This window comes from Lysobacterales bacterium, assembly GCA_014946745.1.
Taxonomy (GTDB): Bacteria; Pseudomonadota; Gammaproteobacteria; order Xanthomonadales; family Xanthomonadaceae; genus Aquimonas.
On the sequence record JADCRD010000001.1, the window covers coordinates 1,088,769 to 1,111,168 of the forward strand.

A 22,400-nucleotide genomic window follows, 5' to 3' on the forward strand; every position below is an offset into this window, starting at 1 on the left:
GGGTGGGCTCAGGCCGCGTGTATCAGCCTTGGTTGGCCGGGGCTTCGCTGGCCGGGAACTGTGCCTTCCAGTAGGCCTTGACCTGCTCGGCCAGCGGCTGCGGCAGCGGCACGTAGTCCAGCTCGGTCGCCATCGGCTGGCCGTTGTCCAGCACCCAGCCGAAGAAGTCGAGTACGCCCTTGCGCGCTTCCGGCTTGGCGTTCTTCGGCATCAGCACGAACACCGAGGCGGCGATCGGCCACGCGGCCTCGCCCGGAGCATTGGTGATCACCAGGTTGAAGTCCTGGGCATTGGCCCAGTCGGCGCTGGCGGCGGCGGCCTGGAAGCTCTCGGCGTTGGGCTTCACGAACTGGCCGGCGGCGTTCTGCACGCTGCCGTACACGCCGCCCGTCTGCAGGGCGTAGCTCAGCTCGACGTAGCCGATCGAGTTCGGCAGCTGCTGGATGAAGGCGGCGACGCCCTCGTTGCCGCGGCCGCCCACGCCCTTCGGCCAGGACAGCGCGGTGCCCTCACCGACCTTGGCCGCCCAGTCCGGGCTGACCTTGTTGAGGAAGCTGCTGAAGTTGTAGGTGGTGCCCGAGCCGTCGCTGCGGTAGACGACCTGGATCTCGGCCTCCGGCAGGCTCAGCTCGGGGTTGATCTCGGCGATGCGCGGGTCGTTCCAATGGGTGACCGTGCCCAGGTAGATGTCGGCCAGCAGGGCGCCGGTGAACTTGATCTGGCCCGGCTGCACGCCTTCGAGGTTGACCACCGGCACCACGCCGCCGATCACCACCGGGAACTGCACCAGGTTCGACTCGGTGAGTTCGGCGGTGGCCAGGGGCTTGTCGCTGGCGCCGAAGTCGACCGTGCCGGCCTTGACCTGGGCGATGCCGCCGCCCGAGCCGATCGACTGGTAGTTGACTTGCGCGCCGGTCAGGCGGTTGTGCTCGGCCGACCAGCGCGACAGCACGGGGAATACGAAGGTCGAGCCGGCGCCGGTGATCTGCTGCGCCTGGGCTGCCGGCGCTGCCGGGGCTTCGCTGGCGGTCGGTGCGGCTGCGCTGGAGGCGGGCTGCTCGGAGCCACCGCAGGCAGTGAGCAGGGCGGCGGCGAGGGACAGGCTGAGCAGGCGGGGCAGGGCGTGGCGCATGGGCGGGGCTCGTTCAAGGGGTGGGGGAAAAATGCTGCATTTTCGTGACAGCTGTATGACAAGCGACCATCCGGGAAGGCGTGAGGCCGGTCAACCTGCCGCCGGCCGCGCAGTGTGCGCCCAGCCGGCAAGGATCGCGACCGGTCGACCCCGAGCGGGAATCACTCGCCGCCTGACAGCGCCTCCTTGTGGCGGAAACGACACAGATCCCGGACCACGCAGCGCCCGCAGTCGGGCTTCTGCGCTCTGCACACGTAGCGGCCGTGAAGGATAAGCCAGTGATGGGCATCCATGAGGAATTCCGTGGGCACCCGCTTCAACAGCGCGTCCTCGACCGCTCGCACATCCTTGCCCGGAGCGAGGCCGGTACGGTTGGCGACGCGGAAGATGTGGGTGTCGACGGCCATCGCCGGCTGCCGGAACCAGGTGTTCAACACCACGTTGGCGGTCTTGCGGCCCACGCCCGGGAGCTGTTCCAGAGCCTCGCGTTCGCCGGGCACCTCGCCGCCGTGGCGTTCCAGCAGAAGACGGCAGGTGGCGATCGTATTGGCGGCCTTGGCTTGGTACAGGCCAATCGTCGAGATCTGCTGGCGCAGGCCCTCTTCGCCCAGATCCAGCATGGCTTGGGGCGTGTTGGCGATTGCGAAGAGTTTGCGGGTGGCTTTGTTGACGCTGACGTCGGTGGCCTGGGCCGAGAGCAGCACCGCGATCAGCAGTTCGAACGCGGTGCTGTATTCAAGCTCGGTCTTCGGCTCGGGGTTCAGTTCGCGCAGGCGGCGGAAGAACTCGAAGCGTGCAGCGGGCGCCATCGGGCGGCTGGGCGGGGTCTCGGCGGTCTTGGGAAGGGCGGGCTTCTTTGCTGGCATCTTCGCCACTCGGGTCCTGCTGGGGCCGGTCGTGATTTTCTTCGCGGCTGTTGCGCGGCGCTTCGTGCTCTTGGGGCGCAGAGTCATGGGCGGTCGAGGAGTGGGGCGAGTGTGGGAGCTCAGGGTGGGCCAGGGCCCACCCTATGTGCGGTGGACTGGCGGTGAGAGCGGCCGCGTTCGTCGCTTGAGCCAGGCCTGGCGGGCAGCGATCAGCAGGCCGAGCAGGACGAAGGCGCCGGGTGGGAGTGCGGCGATCAGGAAGCGGTGTGCGCTGAACTCGAACTCCAGCCAAGACAGGCCGAGCAGGCGGCCGGCGTCGGCGAACAGGCTGCCCTGTCCGATCCCTTCGCGCAGCAGGCCGAGCAGCAGCAGCACGCCCAGAAACCCGAGCCCCATGGCGAAGCCGTCGAGGGCGGCGCGGGCGGGATCGGTGCGGCTGGCGAACGCCTCGGCGCGGCCGAGGATGGCGCAGTTGGTGACGATCAGCGGCAGGAAGATGCCCAGCACCGCATGCAGGGCCGGCAGGAAGGCATGCATGGCCAGCTCGATCGAGGTCACCACCGCGGCGATGACCATGACGAAGGCCGGGATGCGCACTTCGGCGCTCGTGAGCCGACGGATCATCGCGATCGCCGTATTGGTCGCGGTCAGCGCCAGCAGCGTGGCGAGGCCGAGGCCCAGCGCGTTGACCGCCGTACTGCTGACCGCCAGCAGCGGGCACAGGCCGAGTAACTGCACGAGGCCGACGTTCTGGCTCCACAGACCCGCTTCGAGCGTGGCGGAGACCTCGGCGCGATCGGGCAGGGTGAAGCCGGAAGGAGCAGCAGGCTCGGCGCCTGCCATCGCAGACGGCGCAGTGGCGGCTGCGGCCTGTGCGGAAGCGCCGGCCGCGGACGCCGCGCCCGCCGCTGCGATCGATGTGGCGGCGGCTGCGGCCTGTCCGGCTTCAGTCGGGCGCATCGGGGGCGTCCTCGAAGTGGAGGCGTGCGCCTGGCTCGGCCGCCCAGATCGCCTCGCCGTGGCGCTGCAGAAAGGCGAGCGTGCGGCCAAGGCCGCGGGCGACCGCGCGCGGCGTGATGGTGGCGCCGCTGAAGCTGTCGAAGTCGCCGCCCTCGCGGCGCACGGTCCAGCGCTGCTGCGGCGTGTCGGCGAGGCCGCGGCCGTTGAAGCCCTCGATCCAGTCGCTGCGCTCGCGTTCGATCGGGTCGCCCAGGCCCGGCGTCTCGGCGTGGCGGGTGACGCGCGCGGCAATCACCGTACCCGCGGTGTCCACGCCCAGCAGCAGTTCGATGGCACCGCTATAGCCTTCGGGGGCGGTGGTTTCCATCGCCAGCGCGCTGGGCGCCTCGCCAAGGCGGCCGCGCCAGATCCGCACCGGCGTGTCGCGACCCAGCCACTGCGGAGCACGCACCAGCACCGAATCCTGGAGCGGATCGTTGTTGTAGCGGGCGGGCGGCAGCACCGCCGCCAGCGCAGCACGCTCGGCGGCGGCGCGGGCTTCTTCGATGCGCTCGCGGGTCAGGCGCTCGACCACGGTGAGCGCGCCAATCGCGATCAGCGCGCAGGCGCCCAGCAGCAGGGCCGCGCGGCGCAGGCCGGCCGGGTTCATCGAGGTGCTCCGTACACCCGCGGCCGGGTGTAGCGGTCGATGAAGGGCGCGGCGCAGTTCATCAGCAGCACGGCGAATGCGATCGCATCCGGATAGCTGCCCCAGCGGCGGATGGCAAGCGTCAGCACGCCCACGCCGGCGCCGAAGATCAGCCGCCCGCGCGGGGTGCTGCAGCCCGAGACCGGGTCGGTGACGACGAAAAAGGCCGCCAGCACCAGCGCGCCCGAGAACACGTGCTGCAGCGGAAACGGATGCACGTCGGGCTCCATCGCCCAGAACGGCAGGCTGAGCAGGATCACGCTGCCCAGCGTCGCCACTGGCGTCTGCCAGGGGATCTTGCGGCGGATCAGCAGCCACAGGCCGCCGAGTGCGAAGAAGTTGGCGACCCACTCCCAGCCGCGGCCACCGAAGTCGCCGAAGCGCGGATCGCTGCGGATCTCGACGAGCGTCTGGCCCTGGGCGGTGAGCTGGCGCACGGTGTCCAGCGGCGTGGCCATGCTGATCGCGTCCCAGCCTGTGCTGGGGGCGGCGCCGGTGAGAATGATGCGAAGGCTTTCGATGAGGCCCGGCGCTTCGCTGCCCAGGCCGCGCGGCGCCAGCCACTGGCTCAGCTCCAGCGGAAAGCTGACCAGCACCACCGCATAGCCGACCATGGCCGGATTGAACAGGTTGTAGCCCAAGCCGCCGTAGGCGTGCTTGGCCAGGCCAATGCCGACCGCCATGCCCAGCGCCGACACCCACCACGGCGCCAGCGGCGGCAGGCAGAGCGCGAACAGCACGGCCGCCAGCACGGCGCTGCCGTCACCCAGCGAGGGCATCAGCCTGCGCCCGCGCAGCCTCAGGCACAGCGCTTCAACGAACAGCGCGAAGAGCACGGCCAGGGCCATCTGCACCAACAGGCCGGGGCCGAAGAAGTAGACGTAGGCCAGCACGCCGGGGACGAGCGCGGCCAGCACCTCCAGCATTAGCGCGCGCACGCTGGCGCGCGGCGGCAGGTGCGGCGCGGGTGCGGTCTCGAAGGTTCTCATGGCGCTTCGTCCTCGCGCGCGGATTCGCCCGGCTCGAGCGCAGTGCGCGCCTTGGCCTTGGCGATGGCCGTCGCGATCGCCGCGCGACTGGCGGCCTGCTTGCCGGTCTCGGCGCGGCGCGCGGCCAGGGCCTCCTTCTCGCGCTCGAGCCTGAGTGCGCGGGCTTCGTAGCGCTCGCGTGCTTCCTTGGCGTCGAGGGCCTTGCCACGGGCCACACGCAGCCGCGTCTTGCCCTCGCGGAAGCCCTGCACCAAGGGGATGTGCGAAGGACAGGCAAGGTCGCAGAGCCCGCATTCGATGCAGGCCTCAAGCGCGAGCCCCGCGGCGTCCTCGATCTCATCCGAACGCAGACTCTCATGCAGCAGCTGCGGCAGCAGGCGCGGCGGGCAGACCTCGGCGCAGTCGCCGCAGCGGATGCAGGCCAGAGCGCTCTCGACCGGTCGTGCGCTGGCCGCATCCAGCACCAGCACGCAGGTGCTGGCCTTGACGATGGGAAAGCCGTCGTCGGGCAGGCTCACGCCCATCATCCCGCCGCCCATCACCAGCCGCTGCGCGCGGTCGGTGTAGCCGCCGCTGGCCGCGATCACATCGGCAACGGGTGTTCCGAGCGCCACCCGCCAGTTGGCAGGCTCGACCACGCCGGGGCCGGTCACGCTGACGATGCGCTCGACCAGCGCTTCACCGTGCACCACCGCGCGCCAGGCGGCCGCGGCCGTGCCGACGTTGTGGACGACGATGCCGAGGTCCTGCGGCAGCCCGTCCTGCGGCACCTCGCGGCCGGTCAGCACTTCGATCAGCTGGCGCTCGCCGCCCTGCGGGTAGCGGGTCGGCACTTCGACCAGCTCCAGCACGCCCTCGTTGACCATCGCCAGGGCCGCGACAAGGGCCTCGCGCGCTGCCGTCATGCTGTCCTCGATGGCGACCCGCACGCGCTGCGCGCCGAGCACATGACGCAGCAGCAGGCCGCCGCGCAGCACGTCTTCCGCGCGCTCGGCGAGCAGGCGTTCGTCGCAGGCGATCCAGGGCTCGCACTCGGCGCCGTTCAAGATCAGCGTGTCGCAAGGCTGCAGGAGCTTGTCGGCGGTCGGAAACACCGCGCCGCCCAGACCGGCCACGCCCGCTTCGACGAGGCGTGCGCGCAGTTCGTCCGGGCTGCGCTCGGGCCAGTCTTCGATGGCGGCGAAGGGCAGGGCGTCGAGCGGGCTGTCGCTGTCCACGCGCAGCAGGATCGCGAGGTCGACCTCGCCCGGCGCATGCGGCAGTCCGCGCGCTTCGAGCGCTTCGATCACTCCGGCGGCAGGCGCGTTCAGGCAGGCGCCGCCGCTGTCCTCGGGCCGCGCCAGCACCTCGAAGCGGCGCACGCGCTGGCCGGGCACCACGCAGGGCGCAAGCCGGCCGCGCGCATGCATGCGCAGCGGCAGGCAGAGCAGCGCAGCCAAGGGGGCTGTTCGGATCGGCTCGATCGGCAGCCGGCCCTTGCGGCCGTCCAGCGGCAGCCCACCGTGGAAGCGGTAGAGCTGCGCCATGGCTCAGGCGTCGCGCGCCCAGCCCAGCCGCTGGCCGACCCGCACGGGGTTCTCGGGGAACAGGCCGTCGTCGAGTTCAAAGCCCTGCTTGGGCAGGCAGACGATCACCGTCGAGCCCATGTTGAAGCGCGCCATTTCGGCGAAGCGCTCCAGCGTGATGTTCTTCGCGCGCAGGTCGCGGCGGACGATGCCCGAGCCGTAGGGCGGAATCTCGACCCCGCCCCAGACGGTTTCCACGCCCGAGACCAGCATGGCGCCGACCATCACCACTGCCATCGGCCCGCGATCGGTCTCGAAGCGGCAGACCAGGCGCTCGTTGCGGGCGAACAGGCGCGGGATGCCGGCCACCGCGAAGGGCGCGACGCTGAACAGACGGCCGGGGATGTGGACGGTCTCGATCAGTCGCCCGGCCCACGGCATGTGCGCCCGGTGGTAATCGCGCGGCGACAGGTAGACGGTGATGAACCAGCCGTCGGCGAACGGGGCTGCGGCCTCGTCGCTGCCGAGCAATTCGGCCGCGGTGAAGCTCTGGCCCTTGGCCTGGAAGATGCGCCCACGCTCGATCCGGCCGAGCTGGCTGATGCGGCCGTCGGCGGGCATCAGCAGAGTGTCGGCGGCGGGATCGGGCTGGCGCGCGCCGTCTTTCAGGCGGCGGGTGAAGAAGGCGTTGAAATGCGGGTAGTCGTCGAGCCTGGACGACTCGGCCTCTTCCCAGTTGACCGCGAAGCGCGTGCTGATCTGGCGGATCAGAAAGTTCTTCCAGGCGCGCACGCGCAGGCGAGTCGCCCACATCACCAGACGCGACAGAAAGCGATGGGGCAGCAGGTACTGCAGCAGCAGCGAGGGTGACATCCGCTCAGCTCTCCGCGACGCGGTGGGCGGCCAGCGCGCGCAGGTCGGCGGCGATCTTGGCGGGATCGAGCGGCGGCCGCACCAGGCCGACCTGCAGACCCTCGGGGTTGATGATCGCCACCGAAGCGCTGTGGTCGACCGTGTAGCCGCCGCCGTCCTGCGGGCTCTGCATGTAGACCATGCCGAGGCTGCGGGTGAAGGGCTGCAGGGCGCTGTGGTCGCCGGTGACGCCGCGCGCGGTCGCGTCGAAGTACTTGGCGTAGTCGCCGGCCAGCTTGGGGCTGTCGCGCTCGGGGTCGACGCTGACGAAAACGATCTGCGGGCGGTCGATCTCGGGCAGGTCCTCCATCGCCTTGCGCGCCTTGGCCAGGTCGGCAAGGGTCATGGGGCAGATGTCCGGGCAATGCGTGAAGCCGACGAACACGAGGCTCCAGCGGCCCTTCAAGTCAGCCTGGGTGAAGGCGCGGCCGTCCTCGGCGGTCAGGCTGAAGTCCGGGATCTGCTTGAACTGCGGATACAGCAGGCTGTTCTGCATCGGCGGCAGGTCGGCCGGCGCGAAGAAGCGCTGGCCAGCGTAGAGGCCGACGCCGGCGGCGAGCGCGGCGATCAGCACGGCGATGACGGGCAGCTTGCCGCTGCTGGCGGGGGCGGGGCGGGAGAGGGGGTATCCATGGCGGCGAAGTATACGGCGGCGGTGGGTAGGAGCCCTTTGGCGCTGACCGCGCAGCGTGTTCGGGTGAGAGAACTCTCGCCCCTCATCCGTCTTCACTCTGCAAACGGGAAGCTGGGCCCCGTGGAGACAGAGCAATGCCGGCAAGGCGGTGGCGGTGGATCGGTGGATGCGCGCTGGCCGTGGCGGTCGCGTGGCCAGGCCCGGGCGCGGCTTGGCCGATCGAGATCCAGGTGCACGGCGGTGTTCCTGAGCCTGGCATGGCGGCGCTGGGCAGCGGCGGCGTGCCGCTTGCGCGTGCGCAGCAGGTGTTCGAGCCGGGCGAACTCGAACTCGTCGACGCCGCCGGCGTCGCCGTGCCGATGCAGGCGCGCGTGCTGGCACGCTGGATGGCCGGGCGCACCGATTCGACCGCACCGATCCAGTGGCTGCACGTGCAGGCCGAGCCGCGCGGCGCCCAGCGGCTGTGGCTGCGACGCCGGGCCACGCCGGGGGAGTCGCCGCCGCCTACGCAGCGCCTGCGCGTCGTCGAGCAGGGCGGCGCCTATCTGGTCAGCACCGGTGCGGCTGAGTTCCTGGTCGATCCGGCGCAGGCAGCGCTGTTCAGCGAGGTGCGCAGCGCGCAGGGTGAAGTGCTGGCGCGCGGTCGACCCAGCGCGATCGAACTTGCGGCCCCGGCAGGCCGCTATTCGCCGCAGTCGCTGCGCTTCGCCCGCATCGAGAGCGCCGGGCCGCTGGCGGTTTCGCTGCTGACCGAACAGCGGCTGGCCGTGCCGCCCCAAGGGGGCGGCGCACTCGTGCTGCGCCGCCACTACCGCTTCGAGGCCGGCTCGCCCACCGCGCGCGTCAACCTCGCGCTGGCCTGGGAGGGCAGCCTGTGCGGGCGGGCGGATGAACTGGCCTGCAGTGCGGGCGTGAACGGACTGCGTGTGCTGGCGGCGCACGAGGGGCTGGTCGTCGAGCCCGCCGCGCAGCGCGTGCTGACCCAGGCCAGACGGGGTGACGCGGTGCATTCGAGTCGCGCGGACCAGGCCACCCGGCTGCTGCAGCGGCGGCGCGAGCAGCGCCTGCAGCCGAAGCGCTTCGCGCTCAGCGTGGACGGCAGCGAGGTGCAGAGCGGCACGGCGGCCGATGCGGCGGCCATGGCGGTGGTTTTCGCGCAGGCTTCGCTGGGCGCTGGCATCGAGCGCATCGACCTCAACGAGCCGCAGGGCCTGCAGTTCGATCCATCCGCGGGCGAGCTGCGTCTCGACTGGGTCGCCGCGCCGGGCGTGTGGCTGGGCAACCGCCAGGGCCTGCATGCGCAGGTGGCGGTGGCGGTGTTGCCCGGCGCCGGGGCGGCCGCCGCAGTGCAGGAGGCCGCGCTCGGCGCGCGCGTATCCGCTGCGCTGTCCGAGCCTGTGCTGCTGTGGCCTTCGGCCGCGCAGTTCGCCGCTTCGGGCGCGGTGCCGGAGTTTCCACTCGGCGCGCTGCCGCCTGCCTTCTCGGGCTTCGATGCCGCCGTCGATGCCGTCCTTGACCACACCCTGGCGCGGGTCGAGGCCGAGGGCCTGCACGGGCTGATGACGCATGGCCTGTGGCCGGGCTACTGGGGCACGCCGGCCGATCCGCCGATCGCTTGCGGCGGCGCCGACCCGACGCCTGCGGAGGCCTGGGACGACAGCTACTGGTGCGCCAGCTGGACCGACTACCACAACGTCGCCATCGTCCCTGCGCTGGCGGCGTTCCGGGCCGGGAATCCGGAGCGCTGGCGAACCTTTGCCGTGCCGGCGGCACGGCGGATGCTGCATACCCAGATCCTGCAGTGCGCCCCGGATGACCCGTGGTTCTACTGCGGGCAGGCGCCCTCGGGGGGCGGTGGCTACCGCGCGCACTTCAACAGCTCGCACGCCTACTTCGAGAACCTGCTGCTCTATTACTTCCTGAGCGCCGACCCCTGGGTGCCCGAGCGCCTGCTGCAGGGTGCCCGCCGCATGCGCGGCTATCTGTGCCCCGCGCGCTTCGGGTCTTCGCCTGGGCCGATGTGCGGGCCGAGCGAGCCTGGCACGGATGCCTGGGTCCAGCTCAGCGATCGCGCCGCCAGCCAGTGGTACGAAGTGTTCCGCGTACTCGGTCAGAGCGTGGACCCGAGCTTTCTCGACGACTGGCGCGGCGGCCTCGCGCGCTGGCTGAGCCTGCACTACGCGCAGGGCCTTGACCCGCGCGGGGACACGCTCGGCGTGCTCGCGCCCTCGGGCGTCGGTGCGGGGCTGTCGATCCTCGCGCCCGGCCGCTACAGCAGTGCGCAGCTGTGGATGGCCTCTGGCTATGACTTTGAACAGCTCGCGCGCTTCGCCACGTCCGCGCCGGGAGTCGGCTTGGGTCAGCCTGCGCTGATGCCCGAGCAGGTGATCGAGGCCTGGGGGCGCACGCTCGCGCTGGCATCGCGCGTGGCGCCCGGTGGCGATGGCAGCGCCTCTGGCGTCTGGCCCAACGCGATCGCGTTCGAGTGGACCGGTGCCCGCATCGGCGGCCAGCTGCGCAGCCTTGCACCGTTCTGGCATCCGGCATCGATGCCGCAGCCGTGTCTGGACGACTGCCTGTATCCCACCGGCAAGGCCTTCCTGAGCGCAGCGCTGGCGCGCGCGGCGCCCCTCTCCGGCGATCCCGCCCTGCATGCGCTGGCGCAGTCCCTGGTCGTGCACAGCCTCGATGCACTGGCAGCGCGCCCGCAGGTGCTCGGCAAGGAGACCGGTCTGCTGCTGACCCGTCTGCCGGCGGCCATCGCCGCCCTGCAGCCGCCGCGGCCCCCGCCTCCGCTGTTCGCCAGCGGCTTCGAGTCCGCGCTTGCCACCGCCGCGCCCGCCCTGCGCGCGCGCTCGAACCCGTGAGTCGATTCCGCCCGTCCCACGGGCAAGCACCGTCGGCGGCGCGTTGCGCTGCCGGCCTTCAACCCCGAGCCCCGAAGGAGTGTCCCATGCCCGTTCCCGCCTACCGCAAAGCGAACCCGCTCGGCGCCCTGCAGGGCGCCGCCTCGCGTTCCCCATCACGAGCGCAGCGCGGCTGCGCACTCTTGCTGGGTCTGCTGCTGTGCACCGTGGCGTGGTCACGCACGCTGTCCGAGGTCTGGGTGAACGACGTGGTTCTGCCGGAGACGGTGCTGGTGAGCTTTCAGCAGCAGTTCGGCTATCGCCCAGCCGCGGGGCGCTACTGGTATGACCGCGCCACCGGCGCGTGGGGGCTCAGCGGACAGGGCACGGCGGGTTTCATCCCGCCGGGTCTCCCGCTCGGCGGCGCGCTCAGGGCCGATGCCTCCAACGGCAACACCGGCATCTTCATCAACGGTCGCGAGCTTGCGCAGAGCGACGTGCAGGCCTTCGCGTCGATCGGCATCGCCGCGCAGCCGGGCCGCTGGTGGGTGGATGCGTACGGCAACGCGGGCGCCGAGGGCGGCCCCGCCCTGTTCAACGTGTACGCGCTCGCGCGCCAAAGCGGCGGCGACAGCCTGTACCGGAAGTCCGGTGACGGCAGCTCGCTGTGGCTGGGGTCCGACGGCTCGCTGTCCTACCACGGCAAGGTCGGCGACCGTTCGTTCGACTACCACATTGGCGACTGAGCGCCGGCGCAACAGCCATCCGCCGGCCGGGGCCGCCGCTGCTCGCTCGTGGCGGCGGCGCGACGGCGTCAGCAGGCTTCAGCTGCGACGAGCCATGCGCCGCGCCGCCACGCAAGGCCGCGCGTGGCGGCGCGGGTGCTGTCATCGGCTGCACTGGCGCCGGAACGCGTGGCACCGAAGCGTCGAGAGCGCATCGCGCGAGTCTGCCGCCGCGTCAGCGCGCGTGAGCGCGTGATTCGAGTGCGAAGCCGGCCCAGTAGAAGGGCTGTCCGGCCTGCTCGGGCAGGGCCGAGGCGAAGCCGAGCCAGCGCGCGAGCGACTCCATCCAGCCTGCCTGGCGCGCGCGCTGCAGCCACGCGCGCTGCGCCTGGGCCATGGCCTCTTCGCTGGAATCGCCGTGCAGGCGTCGCTCGTGGAAGTGCCGCATCAGCTGCGCGGTGGGGCGGTCGGCGACTCGCCAGAGCGTGCCCATCACCTCCTCGGCGCCTGCGGCATGAAAGGCGCGCATCAGGCCCAGCAGCCCCTCGCCGCCGGCGTCGCCGCCCAAGGCGCTGTCGCAGGCGCTCAAGACCACCAGGCCCCCGCCCAAGCGCAGCTCGGCGGCGATCTCGCGTGCGCTGAGCGCGCCGTCGTCCGTGCTGGGCGCAGACGCCCCTGCGGGGATTGCCAGCTGCAGGTACGAGGCCATCGGGTCATGCGCCACGCGTTCGCCGTGCACCGCCAGATGCAGGGTGTTGACGGCCTGCTGCTGCAGGGCGCGACGCAGTTCCGCCTCGGTGGCGCGCTGGTCCAGTAGCAGGGTCGCGCGGGCGCCGTACAGATCCGCCAGCGCCAGCACTTCATCGCGTGCGCCCGGCAGCACAGGCGGCGGCGTCGAGCCAGCGGCACGCACCGTGCCCCCCAGGCTCGCCGCCAGGCCGATGACGGCGTCCCCATCGGAGGTTTTCTCCACCTCCGCATGCGCGAGTGCGTAGGCTTCGGGCGAAACCGTCTGCGACAGGCTGACCCGCTCGATCAGCCACGTGGGCTCTGTGGCGTCCGCAGTGGCAAGCGCCGCCCACGGCAGCGAGCGCAGCACATCGTCAGGGCTGATCAGCCAGCGCGTGCTGCCCTGCAGCGCCGGCTGCAGCGGGGCCAGCAGGTCGCGATACAGGGCGTGCGACTGGGCGACGAAGGCGCGCAGTCCGGCTGCGCCGAGATCGCCGCGCGAGGCCAGCACGCGCAGCGCTTCGATGCGTTCCGCAAGCGCGCCGCGCGCGATGGGAATGAACTGCAGCGAAGGTGCAGCGTGCCCGGCCCGATGCACCCAGGCGACCACGCCGGTGTCGGCGACCACGAAGGACAGCAGGGCCTGCTCGGGGGCAAGTCGATCCGCCGGCCGCGGGCCGGGTGCCGACGCGGCAGGCGTGGGCGCTTCTGCGGCGGGTGTCTGCGCGAACCGCCGCAGCGCCGCCTGCCGATAGCGCCGCTCGGCTTCCAGCGCCGCCCCGGCCTCGCCCTGCTGCACGTGCAGCAGCAGGGGTTCGACATAGATTGCGCGGTACTGGGCCGCCCAGCGGGCGCGGACGTCTTCGTCGCCGCCCACCCGCGCCCGGTGGGCTTCAAGCGCTTGCTGCGCCTGGGCGTAGGCGGACAGCGCCGCGTCGCGCTCGCCCGCGGCGGCGTGCAGGCGGGCGCGCAGCAGCTGGGCGATTGCCAGCGCTTGACCGTCGACCTGGGCCTCGCGATAGAGCGCGAGGACCGCGTCCGCCTCGCGCGCCGCGGCCAAGGGGCGACCAGCGGCACGCTCCGCTTCGGCCAGCGCCACGCGGGCCTCGGCGATGGCCAGGGCGTTGCCGCGCTGGAGCCGGAATTCCAGCGCCCGCGCGGCATCGCTGCGGGCGTCGTCCAGCCGCCCCACGAGGCGCAGGCTGCCGCTGCGGAACAGGCGGGCATCCGCCTCCAGCTGGGTCGAGCGCAGCGGGTGCGCGTCGGGCAGGGCGGCGTAGCGAGTCAGCACTGTGTCGGCGTCCTCGATGGCGGCCGCCGGCAGGCCCAGCCGCTCCTTGGCGAGGGCCCGCTGCAGACGGGTGCTCAGGGCCTCATAGCTGGTGGCGTCAATGGCCTCGGCGGTGCGCAGGGCCGCCTCGAACACCGCCAGGGCTTCCGCGCTGGCGCCCCGGCGCAGCAGCACTTCGCCGAGCCCGGTCTGTGCCTGCTGCAGGGCGAGCGTGCCGGGCGCGGACGCGGTCAAGGCCCGCTCGGACGTGCGTGCGAAGGCTTCGGCGCGGGCGTAGTCGCGCCGGGTGAAGGCGATCAGGTGGGCATTGAAGGCCGCCCCGCCCAGCAGGCTGCTGCCGGGCGCGCGGCGCTCCAGCGCGGCGATCAGCTGCTCGAACCCCGGCAGCGCTTCGGGCCGCCCTTCGATGCCGTCCAGGGTCAGGCGGCGCAGGTGGGCTTCGGCCCAGTCCGCGGTGTCGGCGGCCACGCTCAGCAGCGTGGCTTCGGCGCCCTCGAGCAGACGCCGCGCCTCCGCGCGCTGGCCCTGCCGCAGCGCGATCAGGCCGGACAGGCTCTGCGCCTGCGCGATGAGGCGCGCCGACGGCGCCAGCGCCCGCAACTCGGCAAGGTCCGCTTCAGCCCCGGGGTGATCGCGCAGCGCCGCGCGCACCCGCGCCCGCAGCAGCAGGGCCTGCGCGCGCAGCGCCGGCGGCGCCCCGGCCTGCGCTGCCAGCAGACGCTCAGCGAACGCGCGGGCGATCTGCCGGTCCGGCCAGCGCTCGAACTGCTGCAGATGGGTCTGCAGCAGCGGCCCTGCCAGGGCGGGCGCGGCTGCCAGCGCCTGCTGCAGATCGGCCTGTGCGTCGGCAAAACGCTGCGACTTCAGCGCGTGACGCGCTTTCAGTGCCAGCGCTTCAGCGCGCACTGCCTCACTGGTCGTGGCAGCGACCAGTTCGGAGAGCGCGGCTTCGGCCGCCGGGCCCTCGCCCAGCAGCGCGTCCAGCGAGGCGTGCTGCAGCGCGCTGACAGGCAGAGTGATCAGCCCGGGCGTGAGCGCAGCGGCCGGCAGCGTGGCGCTCTCGCCGTCGCGAAGGCGGGTCAGCGGGACTGCGACGTTCGCGGCCTCGGCGGATGCGCGCAGCAGTGCGTCGAGGGATTCACTGCCGTCCGCGAGCTGCAGGCGATCGCCTCGCGCAAGGTCGATGCCAGGGGGCAGCGCCCCCGGCGGCAGCTCGATGACGATGCGGTCCGCATGGCAGACCCCGCTCAGTGCGAGCGCAAGCCAAAGCAGGCGGCGCGCCGGGCGCTTCATTCGATGTGCAGCTGGAAGGGCCCCGCCACCAGCCGGCCGTCGGGCGTGCGCACCTGCCACAGCCAGGTGCCGGTTCCGAGCGTCGGCGCGGACGGCAGATCGATGCTGCAGGTCTCGCTGTAGCCCTGCCAGATCAAGGCAGCGCCTTCGTCGCGAAGCTCGACACGCACGGGCTGCGGCGAATCGCAGCGCCAGGCCAGCTGGGCCGGGGCCGCGGACAGGCGCGCGCCGTCCAGCGGCTGCAAGGCCTCACCCGGCTGGCCGCGCAGCACGTCTTCGGCAGGTGGACGCAGGATGACGAGGCCCAGCCCCACGGAGACGAGCAGACTTGCGGCCATGGCCAAGCCGCGCAGCCCGCGTGTGCGTCGAACGATGCGGGTGTGCACGGGCGCATTCGCTTCGGCCGCGCTGCCGGCCAGCGGCTTAAGCGATGCCGCCAGCGACTCCGCCAGCGATTCGGCGTCGATCGCGAACTGCAGCGCGCGCGCGCAGTCGCCGCAGCGGGCGACCTCGGCCAGCGCCTCGTCCCGGCGCGCGGCATCGAGCTCGCCCCGGGCCAGGGCGACCAGCGTTTCCGAGTCGAGGCAGGCGTGTGCGCCGCGGGCGCTGAGCAGCGCGGCGGCTTCGGCGGGAAGCTCGGGCATGGCCTCAGTCATCGCGCAGGGCCTCGTCGGCCGCAGCCGCCAGCTGGATCTTGAGATCCTCGACGCCACGGTAGGCCAGGTTGCGCGCGGTGGCTTCGGTGATCTGCATGAGGCGCGAAATCTCCACGGTGGAAAACCCCTGCAGCAGGAGCAGGGTGGGCTGGCGTCGACGTTCGGGAAGGGCCGCCAGCGCCTGACGCAGGCGCTGCGCCCGTTCGGCCTGGGCTGCCGCGTGTTCCGGCGCCTCCGATGTGGGCGCAGGGGATTGCTCCAGCTCGGGCTCGGCGCTGTCCTCCGGCCGCGCGGCGCGTCGGCGCAGCGCGTCGATGAACACCGACGTCACGATCTTCTGCAGATAGGACGCAAGCGAGTCGATGTTTTTCTCGCCGTCCAGCGCCTTCCACAGGCGGATCCGCGCCTCCTGCACCAGTTCGTCGACGTCGAGCCCGGGCTCGCGCGCGGCGTGTCGCTGGAACAGCGCGCGCAGCCTCGGCTCGGCGGCCGCAAGCGCGCGCTCGATGGAGGAGGGCAGGGCAGGCATAGCGCCGAGTCTGCCCAATCCGGTGGTGGACGCGCCAGCCACTGCGGTGGCCCTCGCATTGCAGTGCAAGCGAGCGGGCGGCTCGCCGGCCGACGCCCTCGGTCGCGCCACGGCGGTGAGAAAACCCCGATGGCGGCTGCGTCTGTTGTGGCACGCACGCAGACCTCGAGGCCACGCTCCGCATGTCCAGTTCACGCTTGAAATCCGCCTGCACGTCGGCGCCTTCCGCAGGGGCCGCCCTCGCCGCGCTCTGGGCGCTGTCGATCGGCCTGGTCCTGTCACCCTTCCTGCGAGCGGCAGAACCACCCGTCGCGCCTGTGTCCTGGGTGCCCGAGCCGGTGGCCGATGCCGGCCTGCTCGGCCTGCAGGTGGCCGCCGAATTCGGTCCCGGAGGCCAGCTGCATGCCCTCTACCTCGATGAGACGCGCCGGCCCGCAGGCCCTTACCGGCTGGTGTACGCGCGGCGCGGTCTGCTGGCCTGGCACAAGGAAACCGTCGCCGAGCTGCAGGCGCTGCCAAGCGATGGTCGCAAGGCGCTGGCGCTGGCGGTGGATGCGCAGAGGCGTCCGCACGTGGTCTGGGTCGATGCGGGCAGTTCCTTTGCGGGCGTGGCCGACGATGTGCTCGTGCATGCCGTGCGCGAGGTCTCGGGCCAGTGGACCCGGAGCGAAGTCGCGCAGGCAGCGGATGCGCCGGCGCTGGCCATCGCGCCCGATGGACGCCCGCAGATCGCCTGGCGCGACGCGCAGACACGGGCGGTGATGCTGGCGCAGCTCTCTGCCTCGGGCTGGCAGTCCGAGGCGACTTCGGCGAGCACGCCCAGGCCCTGGCTCGGTCTCGCGATCGATGTGTCCGGCCAGCCCCGCATTTTCTTCACGGAGGGCCAGAACCCCGAGCGCGTGCAGCGCGCGCGTCGTTCGACGGCGGGGGCGTGGTCCTTCAGTCAGGTCAGTGAAGGCCTCACCGGCACCGCCATCGGCTCACTTGCTCTGGCTCAAACCGGCGGTGGTTCGCATGCCCTGGTCTACACCGAGGCGCCCGCCAACACCGCCAGCGCGGCGGTGCGGCGCCTGCTGGCGGTGCGCTATGACGTCGCCGGCGCGACCGAGTCGCGCTCGGTGCTCGAAACCTTGGCGCTGCCGGCGGGCCGATTCGACAGCTTGAACGTGGACGCCGCGGCGCTGGAGAACGATGGGCGTCTGCACGTGCTGCGCTTCCGCTACGACGCGCAGGCCAGCACCACGCGGGTGGATCTGCTGAGCCAAGGGGTGTCGGGCGCGATCAGCAGTCAGAACTACCTGCCCAACAACGCGCCCAACGGACCCAAGGCGCTGGCGGTGATGCCGACCGGCGCGCAGCTGCGGGTGCTGCAGACGCGTGTGGAAACGGGTGATATCGATGAAGTGCGTTTTGGCCCCCGCTGGCAGAGCTTCGACGCAGGGTCGCTCGACGGTTCCCCCGCTGACGGCAATGGCATCGCGATGACCACGGATGGGCGCGGCGAACCCGAAGTGGCCTTCGTTGACAACGGTGTGCTGTGGCTGCGCCGCTGGAGCGACGGCCAGCCGGTCGATCTCGATCTGGCCGGCGTGGTGCGCGTGCCGGACATGTCGCTGGGCGCCGGGCCGGATGTGCAGCGCACGCTCGCCTATCTCGAGGATGCGCCGGCCCAGCCAAGCCGCCTGCATCTGCTGACCCGCGAGCAGCCCGGCCAATGGCAGACGCTGGCGCTGGGCGAGGCGGCGCATCCGCGCGCCTTCCATTTCCAGAACAATGCCCGGCTCGTGCTGTTCCGCAGTTTGGTCTCGGGCCGCATTCGCGCCTGGAGCCGGACTCCGGACGGAGCGACCCAGCTGCTCGATCATCCGGGCGGCAGCTTCGGGCCAGGGACGGGCATCGGCCTGTCCGCGGAGGCCTGGCATGACCCGCAATCCGGCGACACCCTCGTCTACATCGGCTATTTCGATCCGGGCCAAGGCGCGCTGCGCGTGGTGCGCCTGCGCAGCGAGGGCGGCGCCTGGCGATTCGAGCGCGATGAAATCGCGGTCGACGGTGCATTGCAGCCCAGCCCCGTGTCGGACATTGCGATCGACCTGCGCGCCGAGCCCCAGCTGCAGTGGACGCATGCGGTGGCCGGTGGCACCCAGCTGCGGCGCAGCGCCCTGCGCGGGCAGGCCTGGACCGAAGTCAACAACGACCTGTTCACGGTGTCCGCCGAGGTCGTCGAGCTTGAGCTCGGCTTTCGCGACGGCTTGAGCTCGCAGGCGCGGCTGGTGTGGATCGAGCGCCGCCCGAACGCAGAGGAACACCTGCGCGTGCGCACCCGCAACGATCTCGTCTCCTCACCGGTGGTCGAGGGGTTCGGCGCGCTGCCTTCGGGCGGCTGCCTTGCCTGCAATCCGCCGCAGCAGCGCCGCTTCGCCTACTCGGCTCTCGGCGACGAGCGCCTGCTGTGGCGGGACGCCGGGTCGGAGGGGCGCGGCTTGCGCATGGCGCGACTCTTCAGCACGGGCTTATCGACGCCGCCGCCGATCGACTCGCCGATCCGGGATATGCAAGCGGATCCTCGGGGTAACCGGTTCGCCGCGCTATGGCAGAGCATTTTGTGTTGTCGCTGCAATCCCTGGGGCTGCGAAGGCGAAAACGGGTGGTGCCAGCGAAACGGCGGGGGCTTGGGGACGCGCGGTAGCGAGACCCCGCTCAACGATCGGTTGCGCAACCACTTCGCTCAGTCGGAAGCCGGTCGCTACTACCTCGATCTCTGGCGCCTGCATGGGCCCGAGGTCATCGCGCTGACCCTGCGCAGCCCGCAGCGCATGTACCAGCGCATGCGCACCTACAATGACTTTCTCCCCGGACTGCAAGCTCTGGTCGAAGGACGTGGTCACGAATACCGCATGGACACGCGCATGGTCACTGCCGCGCGTGAGGTCTGGCTGGGCTGGGCCGAAGACGGTAGCCCCGCCCTGCGTCAGCGGGTGCAGAGTGAACTGGTGCGGCTCAACCAGATGAACGGCTTCATTGGCCGCGACTTTGCAAGCTGGTTCGACAGTTTGACGCCGGGGCCCGAGGTGCCGTTGTTCATGGATGGTTTCGAGGATCTGCCGCGATGAGAGAGGGAACCCGTGAAACCGGCCGAGGGGCGCAAAGCCTTCAACCGTGTGGCGGAACCATCGCTTCGGCCGCGCCGGCGCGGAACGCGCTGACGATGATGCTTGGCGTTCTGCTGTGGCTGTGGGCCGCCGTGGTTCCGGCACAGACCACCGCCTTGGGCCTCGAGTACGCACAGGTCGACGGCATCTCGCTGCGGCTTGATCTGTTTCGACCGGCTGACGCGCCGGCCGCCGGCGCCCCGGTCGTGCTGTGGGTGCATGGCGGCGGCTGGTGTTCGGGTGCGCGCGCGCCCTTGCCCGACTATGCCGGAGCGCTGGTGGCGCAGGGTTTCGCGGTCGCTGCGGCTTCCTATCGACTGACCTCGACCACGCCGAACTGCGCCAACGCGGCCGGCGTCGACTGGCCGCTGCCGCTGCACGATCTGAAGGCCGCGGTGCGCTGGCTCCGGGCGAACTCGGCCGCGCTGGCGCTCGATCCCTCGCGGCTTGGCATCTGGGGCCAGAGCGCCGGCGCACACCTGGCCCTGGCGCTGGCGTACACCGCCGGCCAAAGCGCCTACGAAGGCACCGTCGGCAGCTATCTTGGCGTGTCGAGCGCAGTGCAGGCGGTGCTTGGCTACTTTCCGCCCAGCGACCTGATCGAGCTGGGGCCCGACTTCGCGCGCACGCCGCCCGGGCGACCCGATCTGGTCGCCGTGGTGGACGGGCCGGGACAGCCGCATGCCCACCTGATCGGGTTCGGCGCTGCCGGCGAGGGCATGGGGCTGATCCGTCAGAACCTCACCAACGCCGTCGCCCCGTGGCCCGCGCGCGTGGCTGCGGCGCGCTCGGCCAGTCCGCTGCATGCGCTGAGCGCGGCCGCACCGCCCACCTACCTGCTGCATGGCGCCGCCGACCTGGTGGTGCCGGTGCAGCAGTCGCGGCGCCTGGCGAGTGCGCTCGCCGCGACGGGCGTGCAGCATCAGTACATCGAAGTCGCCGGCCTCGGCCATGTGCCGCCCTCGGCCGACGACAGCGCGGCGGCCCGGCTGTGGATCGCGGGCGTCCTGCGTTATGCGGTGTTCGCCGATGGCTTCGAAGCGCCTGCCCTGGTGTCCGCGCCGAGGTGAGCCGGAGGCAGCGGCTATACTCCGCGGCCGTTTCCAAGCGCCCCGCACGCCATGCCCGCCGAACTTCGCAGCCTTATCGACTTCATCCGCTACGGCGCGACGCGCTTCGGCCAGGCCGGCCTGACTTTCGGGCACAGCTACGACAACGCCTTGGACGAGGCCACCCAGCTGGTGCTGCACGCCCTGCATCTGCCGCACGACCTGTCGCCGACCTATGGCTCAGCGCGCCTGACCGCCGAGGAGCGCGAGCTGGTGCTGAGCCTGTTCGAGCGACGCATTCGCGAGCGCATCCCGGCCTGCTACATCACCGGCGAGGCCTGGTTTGCGCAGCTGGCCTTCAAGACCGATCCGCGCGCCCTGGTGCCGCGCTCGCCGATTGCCGAGTTGATCGAATTGGGCTTCGAGCCTTGGCTGGGAGGACGCTGGGTGCAGCGCGCGCTCGACCTCTGCACGGGCTCGGGCTGCATCGGCATCGCCACCGCTGTGCACAACCCGGATTGGCAGGTCGATCTGGTCGACATCAGCGAGGACGCGCTGGATCTGGCCCGCGAGAACATCGCCCGCTTCGAAGTCGGCGAGCGCGTGCGCGCGCTCCGCAGCGACCTGTTTGCCGGGCTGGCAGGTGAGCAGTACGACCTGATCGTCAGCAACCCGCCGTATGTCACCCACGCCGAGGTCGACGCGCTGCCGGCCGAGTACGCGCACGAGCCCGAGCTGGGTCTGCGTGCCGGTGACGATGGCCTCGACCTCGCGCTGAAGATCCTGCGCGACGCGCCCGAGCACCTGAGCGAGAACGGCCTGCTGATCGTCGAAGTTGGCGAGAGTGAGCGCGCGCTGGTGCGACTGCTGCCCGAAGTGCCTTTCGCCTGGGTCGAGTTCAAGGTAGGACAGATGGGCGTTTTCGTCGTCGAGCGCGGCGACCTCGTGGCCCACGCCGCTACGATCCGGGCGCTGGCGGACGCGCGCTGAAGCGCGGGCGCGGAAAGCCCATAGGGTGGGTCTTGACCCACCGGAGCCCCATCCCGCTTCGGTGCTTGCGATCCTGGCGTTCGGCGGCACGACTCCGCGTCGCTGCAGGTGCTCCCGGCGTTCGGTTGTGGCAGCCACCGGGTCTGAAGTTGCCGTGGATGAGCAGTCTTGCTGTCCATCGGAGACACCGGCGTTCTGGCTCTTCGCTTCACCGGGGCAGGATCGCGGCCACGGTGGGCCAGGGCCCACCCTATCCACACGCGATGACTGCGAAGCACACAAATCGTGGGTCAACACCCACCTGACGGGGTAGCAATGTCGCACAACACCTTCGGCCACCTGCTGCGCGTCACCACCTTCGGCGAAAGCCACGGCCCCGCCATCGGCTGCGTGATCGATGGCCTGCCGCCGGGCATCGCGATCGCGCCTGAGGACTTCCGCCACGACATCGAGCGCCGCGCCACCGGCAAGTCGCGCCACACCTCGCAGCGCCGCGAGGCCGACGAAGTCGAGATCCTGTCCGGCGTGTTCGAAGGGGTCACCACCGGAACCTCGCTGGCGCTGCTGATCCGCAACGTCGATGCGCGCAGCAAGGACTACGGCAATCTGGTCGACGTGTTCCGTCCGGCGCACGCCGACTACACCTATCTGCAGAAGTACGGCATTCGCGATCACCGTGGCGGCGGGCGCTCGTCCGCGCGCGAGACTACGGTGCGCGTGGCGGCCGGGGTGATCGCCAAGAGGTGGCTGGCGGATCGCTTCGGCGTGCGCGTGCGCGGCTATGTCTCGAAGCTGGGGCCGCACGAGCCTGCGCGACTCGACTGGGATGCGGTCGAAGACAATCCCTTCTTCTGGCCCGACGCCGCGTTCGTCCCGGAGCTGGAGGCCTACATGGACGCCCTGCGCAAGGCCGGCGATTCGGTCGGCGCACGCGTCACCGTGGTCGCCGAGGGCGTGCCGCCCGGCTGGGGCGCGCCCCTGTACGCGAAGCTCGACGCCGAGCTGGCCTCGGCGTTGATGGGCATCAATGCGGTCAAGGGCGTGGAGATCGGCGACGGGATGGCCGCGGCCGGCCAGCGTGGCACCGAGCATCGCGACGAGATGACGCCCGAGGGTTTTCTGAGCAATCACGCCGGCGGCGTGCTCGGCGGCATCAGCACGGGCCAGGACCTGATCTGCCATCTGGCCCTCAAGCCCACTTCCAGCCTGCGCCTGCCGGGTCGCAGTGTGGATCGACACGGCAAGGCTGCTGAGGTCGTGACCCACGGGCGCCACGATCCCTGCGTGGGCATCCGCGCCACCCCGATCGCCGAGGCCATGGTGGCGCTGGTGCTGATGGACCAGGCGCTGCTGCATCGTGCGCAGTGCGGCGACGTGGTCGCGCCGCCGCGGGTGCCCGGACGCGTTGTCGAGTAGCCGCCGGAGCGCGCCTCAGGCGCCCGCATTTGCCCGGG

At 71.5% G+C, this 22,400-nt stretch carries 17 protein-coding genes; 6 read left to right on the forward strand and 11 right to left on the reverse strand.

The features are described from left to right. Positions 1 to 22: 22 nt before the first annotated feature. From pstS to H4O13_04510, 8 genes are all read right to left on the reverse strand, one after another. Positions 23 to 1,132, reverse strand: a complete 1,110-nt coding sequence (gene pstS, locus H4O13_04475; GenBank protein MBE5314640.1) for a phosphate ABC transporter substrate-binding protein PstS — start codon at positions 1,130 to 1,132, stop codon at positions 23 to 25. Between the two features lie 161 nt (positions 1,133 to 1,293). After that, positions 1,294 to 1,941 carry an endonuclease III gene (nth, locus tag H4O13_04480; protein ID MBE5314641.1) on the reverse strand — a complete coding sequence of 216 codons (648 nt, stop codon included), beginning with the start codon at positions 1,939 to 1,941 and terminating at the stop codon, positions 1,294 to 1,296. Positions 1,942 to 2,139: 198 nt separating this feature from the next. Next, positions 2,140 to 2,841 (reverse strand): electron transport complex subunit RsxE, encoded by a 702-nt coding sequence (rsxE, locus tag H4O13_04485; GenBank protein ID MBE5314642.1) that lies wholly within the window; start codon positions 2,839 to 2,841, stop codon positions 2,140 to 2,142. Between the two features lie 103 nt (positions 2,842 to 2,944). Further along, a complete protein-coding gene (gene rsxG, locus H4O13_04490; protein ID MBE5314643.1) occupies positions 2,945 to 3,607 on the reverse strand; it encodes an electron transport complex subunit RsxG in 663 nt (220 codons plus the stop codon). After that, positions 3,604 to 4,635: an RnfABCDGE type electron transport complex subunit D gene (locus tag H4O13_04495; protein ID MBE5314644.1), complete on the reverse strand. Its 1,032-nt coding sequence runs from the start codon at positions 4,633 to 4,635 to the stop codon at positions 3,604 to 3,606. Before H4O13_04495 ends, rsxG begins: the two co-directional genes overlap by 4 nt. Beyond that, positions 4,632 to 6,161 carry an electron transport complex subunit RsxC gene (gene rsxC, locus H4O13_04500; GenBank protein ID MBE5314645.1) on the reverse strand — a complete coding sequence of 510 codons (1,530 nt, stop codon included), beginning with the start codon at positions 6,159 to 6,161 and terminating at the stop codon, positions 4,632 to 4,634. Before rsxC ends, H4O13_04495 begins: the two co-directional genes overlap by 4 nt. Before the next feature lie 3 nt (positions 6,162 to 6,164). After that, on the reverse strand, positions 6,165 to 7,013 hold the full coding sequence (psd, locus tag H4O13_04505; protein ID MBE5314646.1) for a phosphatidylserine decarboxylase: 849 nt from the start codon (positions 7,011 to 7,013) through the stop codon (positions 6,165 to 6,167). Positions 7,014 to 7,017: 4 nt separating this feature from the next. Beyond that, a complete protein-coding gene (locus tag H4O13_04510) occupies positions 7,018 to 7,548 on the reverse strand; it encodes an SCO family protein (protein MBE5314647.1) in 531 nt (176 codons plus the stop codon). Positions 7,549 to 7,865: 317 nt separating this feature from the next. On the opposite strand from H4O13_04510, the gene H4O13_04515 reads away from it, so the two are divergent. Both H4O13_04515 and H4O13_04520 read left to right on the forward strand, forming a co-directional pair. Next, the gene (locus H4O13_04515) at positions 7,866 to 10,553 is read left to right on the forward strand and encodes a hypothetical protein (protein ID MBE5314648.1); all 2,688 of its coding nucleotides are present in this window, start codon (positions 7,866 to 7,868) and stop codon (positions 10,551 to 10,553) included. 86 nt (positions 10,554 to 10,639) lie between these two features. Continuing rightward, entirely contained in the window at positions 10,640 to 11,278 is a 639-nt protein-coding gene (locus H4O13_04520) for a hypothetical protein (protein MBE5314649.1), read from the forward strand. Between the two features lie 214 nt (positions 11,279 to 11,492). On the opposite strand, the gene H4O13_04525 is transcribed toward H4O13_04520, so the two are convergent. From H4O13_04525 to H4O13_04535, 3 genes are read right to left on the reverse strand one after another with little or no spacing between them, the layout of a single operon-like run. Then, a complete protein-coding gene (locus H4O13_04525; GenBank protein MBE5314650.1) occupies positions 11,493 to 14,570 on the reverse strand; it encodes a CHAT domain-containing protein in 3,078 nt (1,025 codons plus the stop codon). Continuing rightward, positions 14,567 to 15,214, reverse strand: coding sequence for a hypothetical protein (locus tag H4O13_04530; GenBank protein MBE5314651.1), 648 nt, complete (start codon positions 15,212 to 15,214; stop codon positions 14,567 to 14,569). Before H4O13_04530 ends, H4O13_04525 begins: the two co-directional genes overlap by 4 nt. A gap of 4 nt (positions 15,215 to 15,218) precedes the next feature. Continuing rightward, positions 15,219 to 15,755: an RNA polymerase sigma factor gene (locus H4O13_04535; GenBank protein MBE5314652.1), complete on the reverse strand. Its 537-nt coding sequence runs from the start codon at positions 15,753 to 15,755 to the stop codon at positions 15,219 to 15,221. Positions 15,756 to 15,937: 182 nt separating this feature from the next. On the opposite strand from H4O13_04535, the gene H4O13_04540 reads away from it, so the two are divergent. From H4O13_04540 to aroC, 4 genes are all read left to right on the forward strand, one after another. Continuing rightward, positions 15,938 to 18,868 (forward strand): hypothetical protein, encoded by a 2,931-nt coding sequence (locus tag H4O13_04540; protein ID MBE5314653.1) that lies wholly within the window; start codon positions 15,938 to 15,940, stop codon positions 18,866 to 18,868. A 95-nt stretch (positions 18,869 to 18,963) separates the two neighbouring features. Then, the gene (locus tag H4O13_04545) at positions 18,964 to 19,977 is read left to right on the forward strand and encodes an alpha/beta hydrolase (protein ID MBE5314654.1); all 1,014 of its coding nucleotides are present in this window, start codon (positions 18,964 to 18,966) and stop codon (positions 19,975 to 19,977) included. 51 nt (positions 19,978 to 20,028) lie between these two features. Next, the gene (gene prmB, locus H4O13_04550; GenBank protein ID MBE5314655.1) at positions 20,029 to 20,946 is read left to right on the forward strand and encodes a 50S ribosomal protein L3 N(5)-glutamine methyltransferase; all 918 of its coding nucleotides are present in this window, start codon (positions 20,029 to 20,031) and stop codon (positions 20,944 to 20,946) included. A gap of 315 nt (positions 20,947 to 21,261) precedes the next feature. Continuing rightward, on the forward strand, positions 21,262 to 22,362 hold the full coding sequence (aroC, locus tag H4O13_04555) for a chorismate synthase (GenBank protein ID MBE5314656.1): 1,101 nt from the start codon (positions 21,262 to 21,264) through the stop codon (positions 22,360 to 22,362). The last annotated feature ends 38 nt before the right edge of the window (positions 22,363 to 22,400 follow it).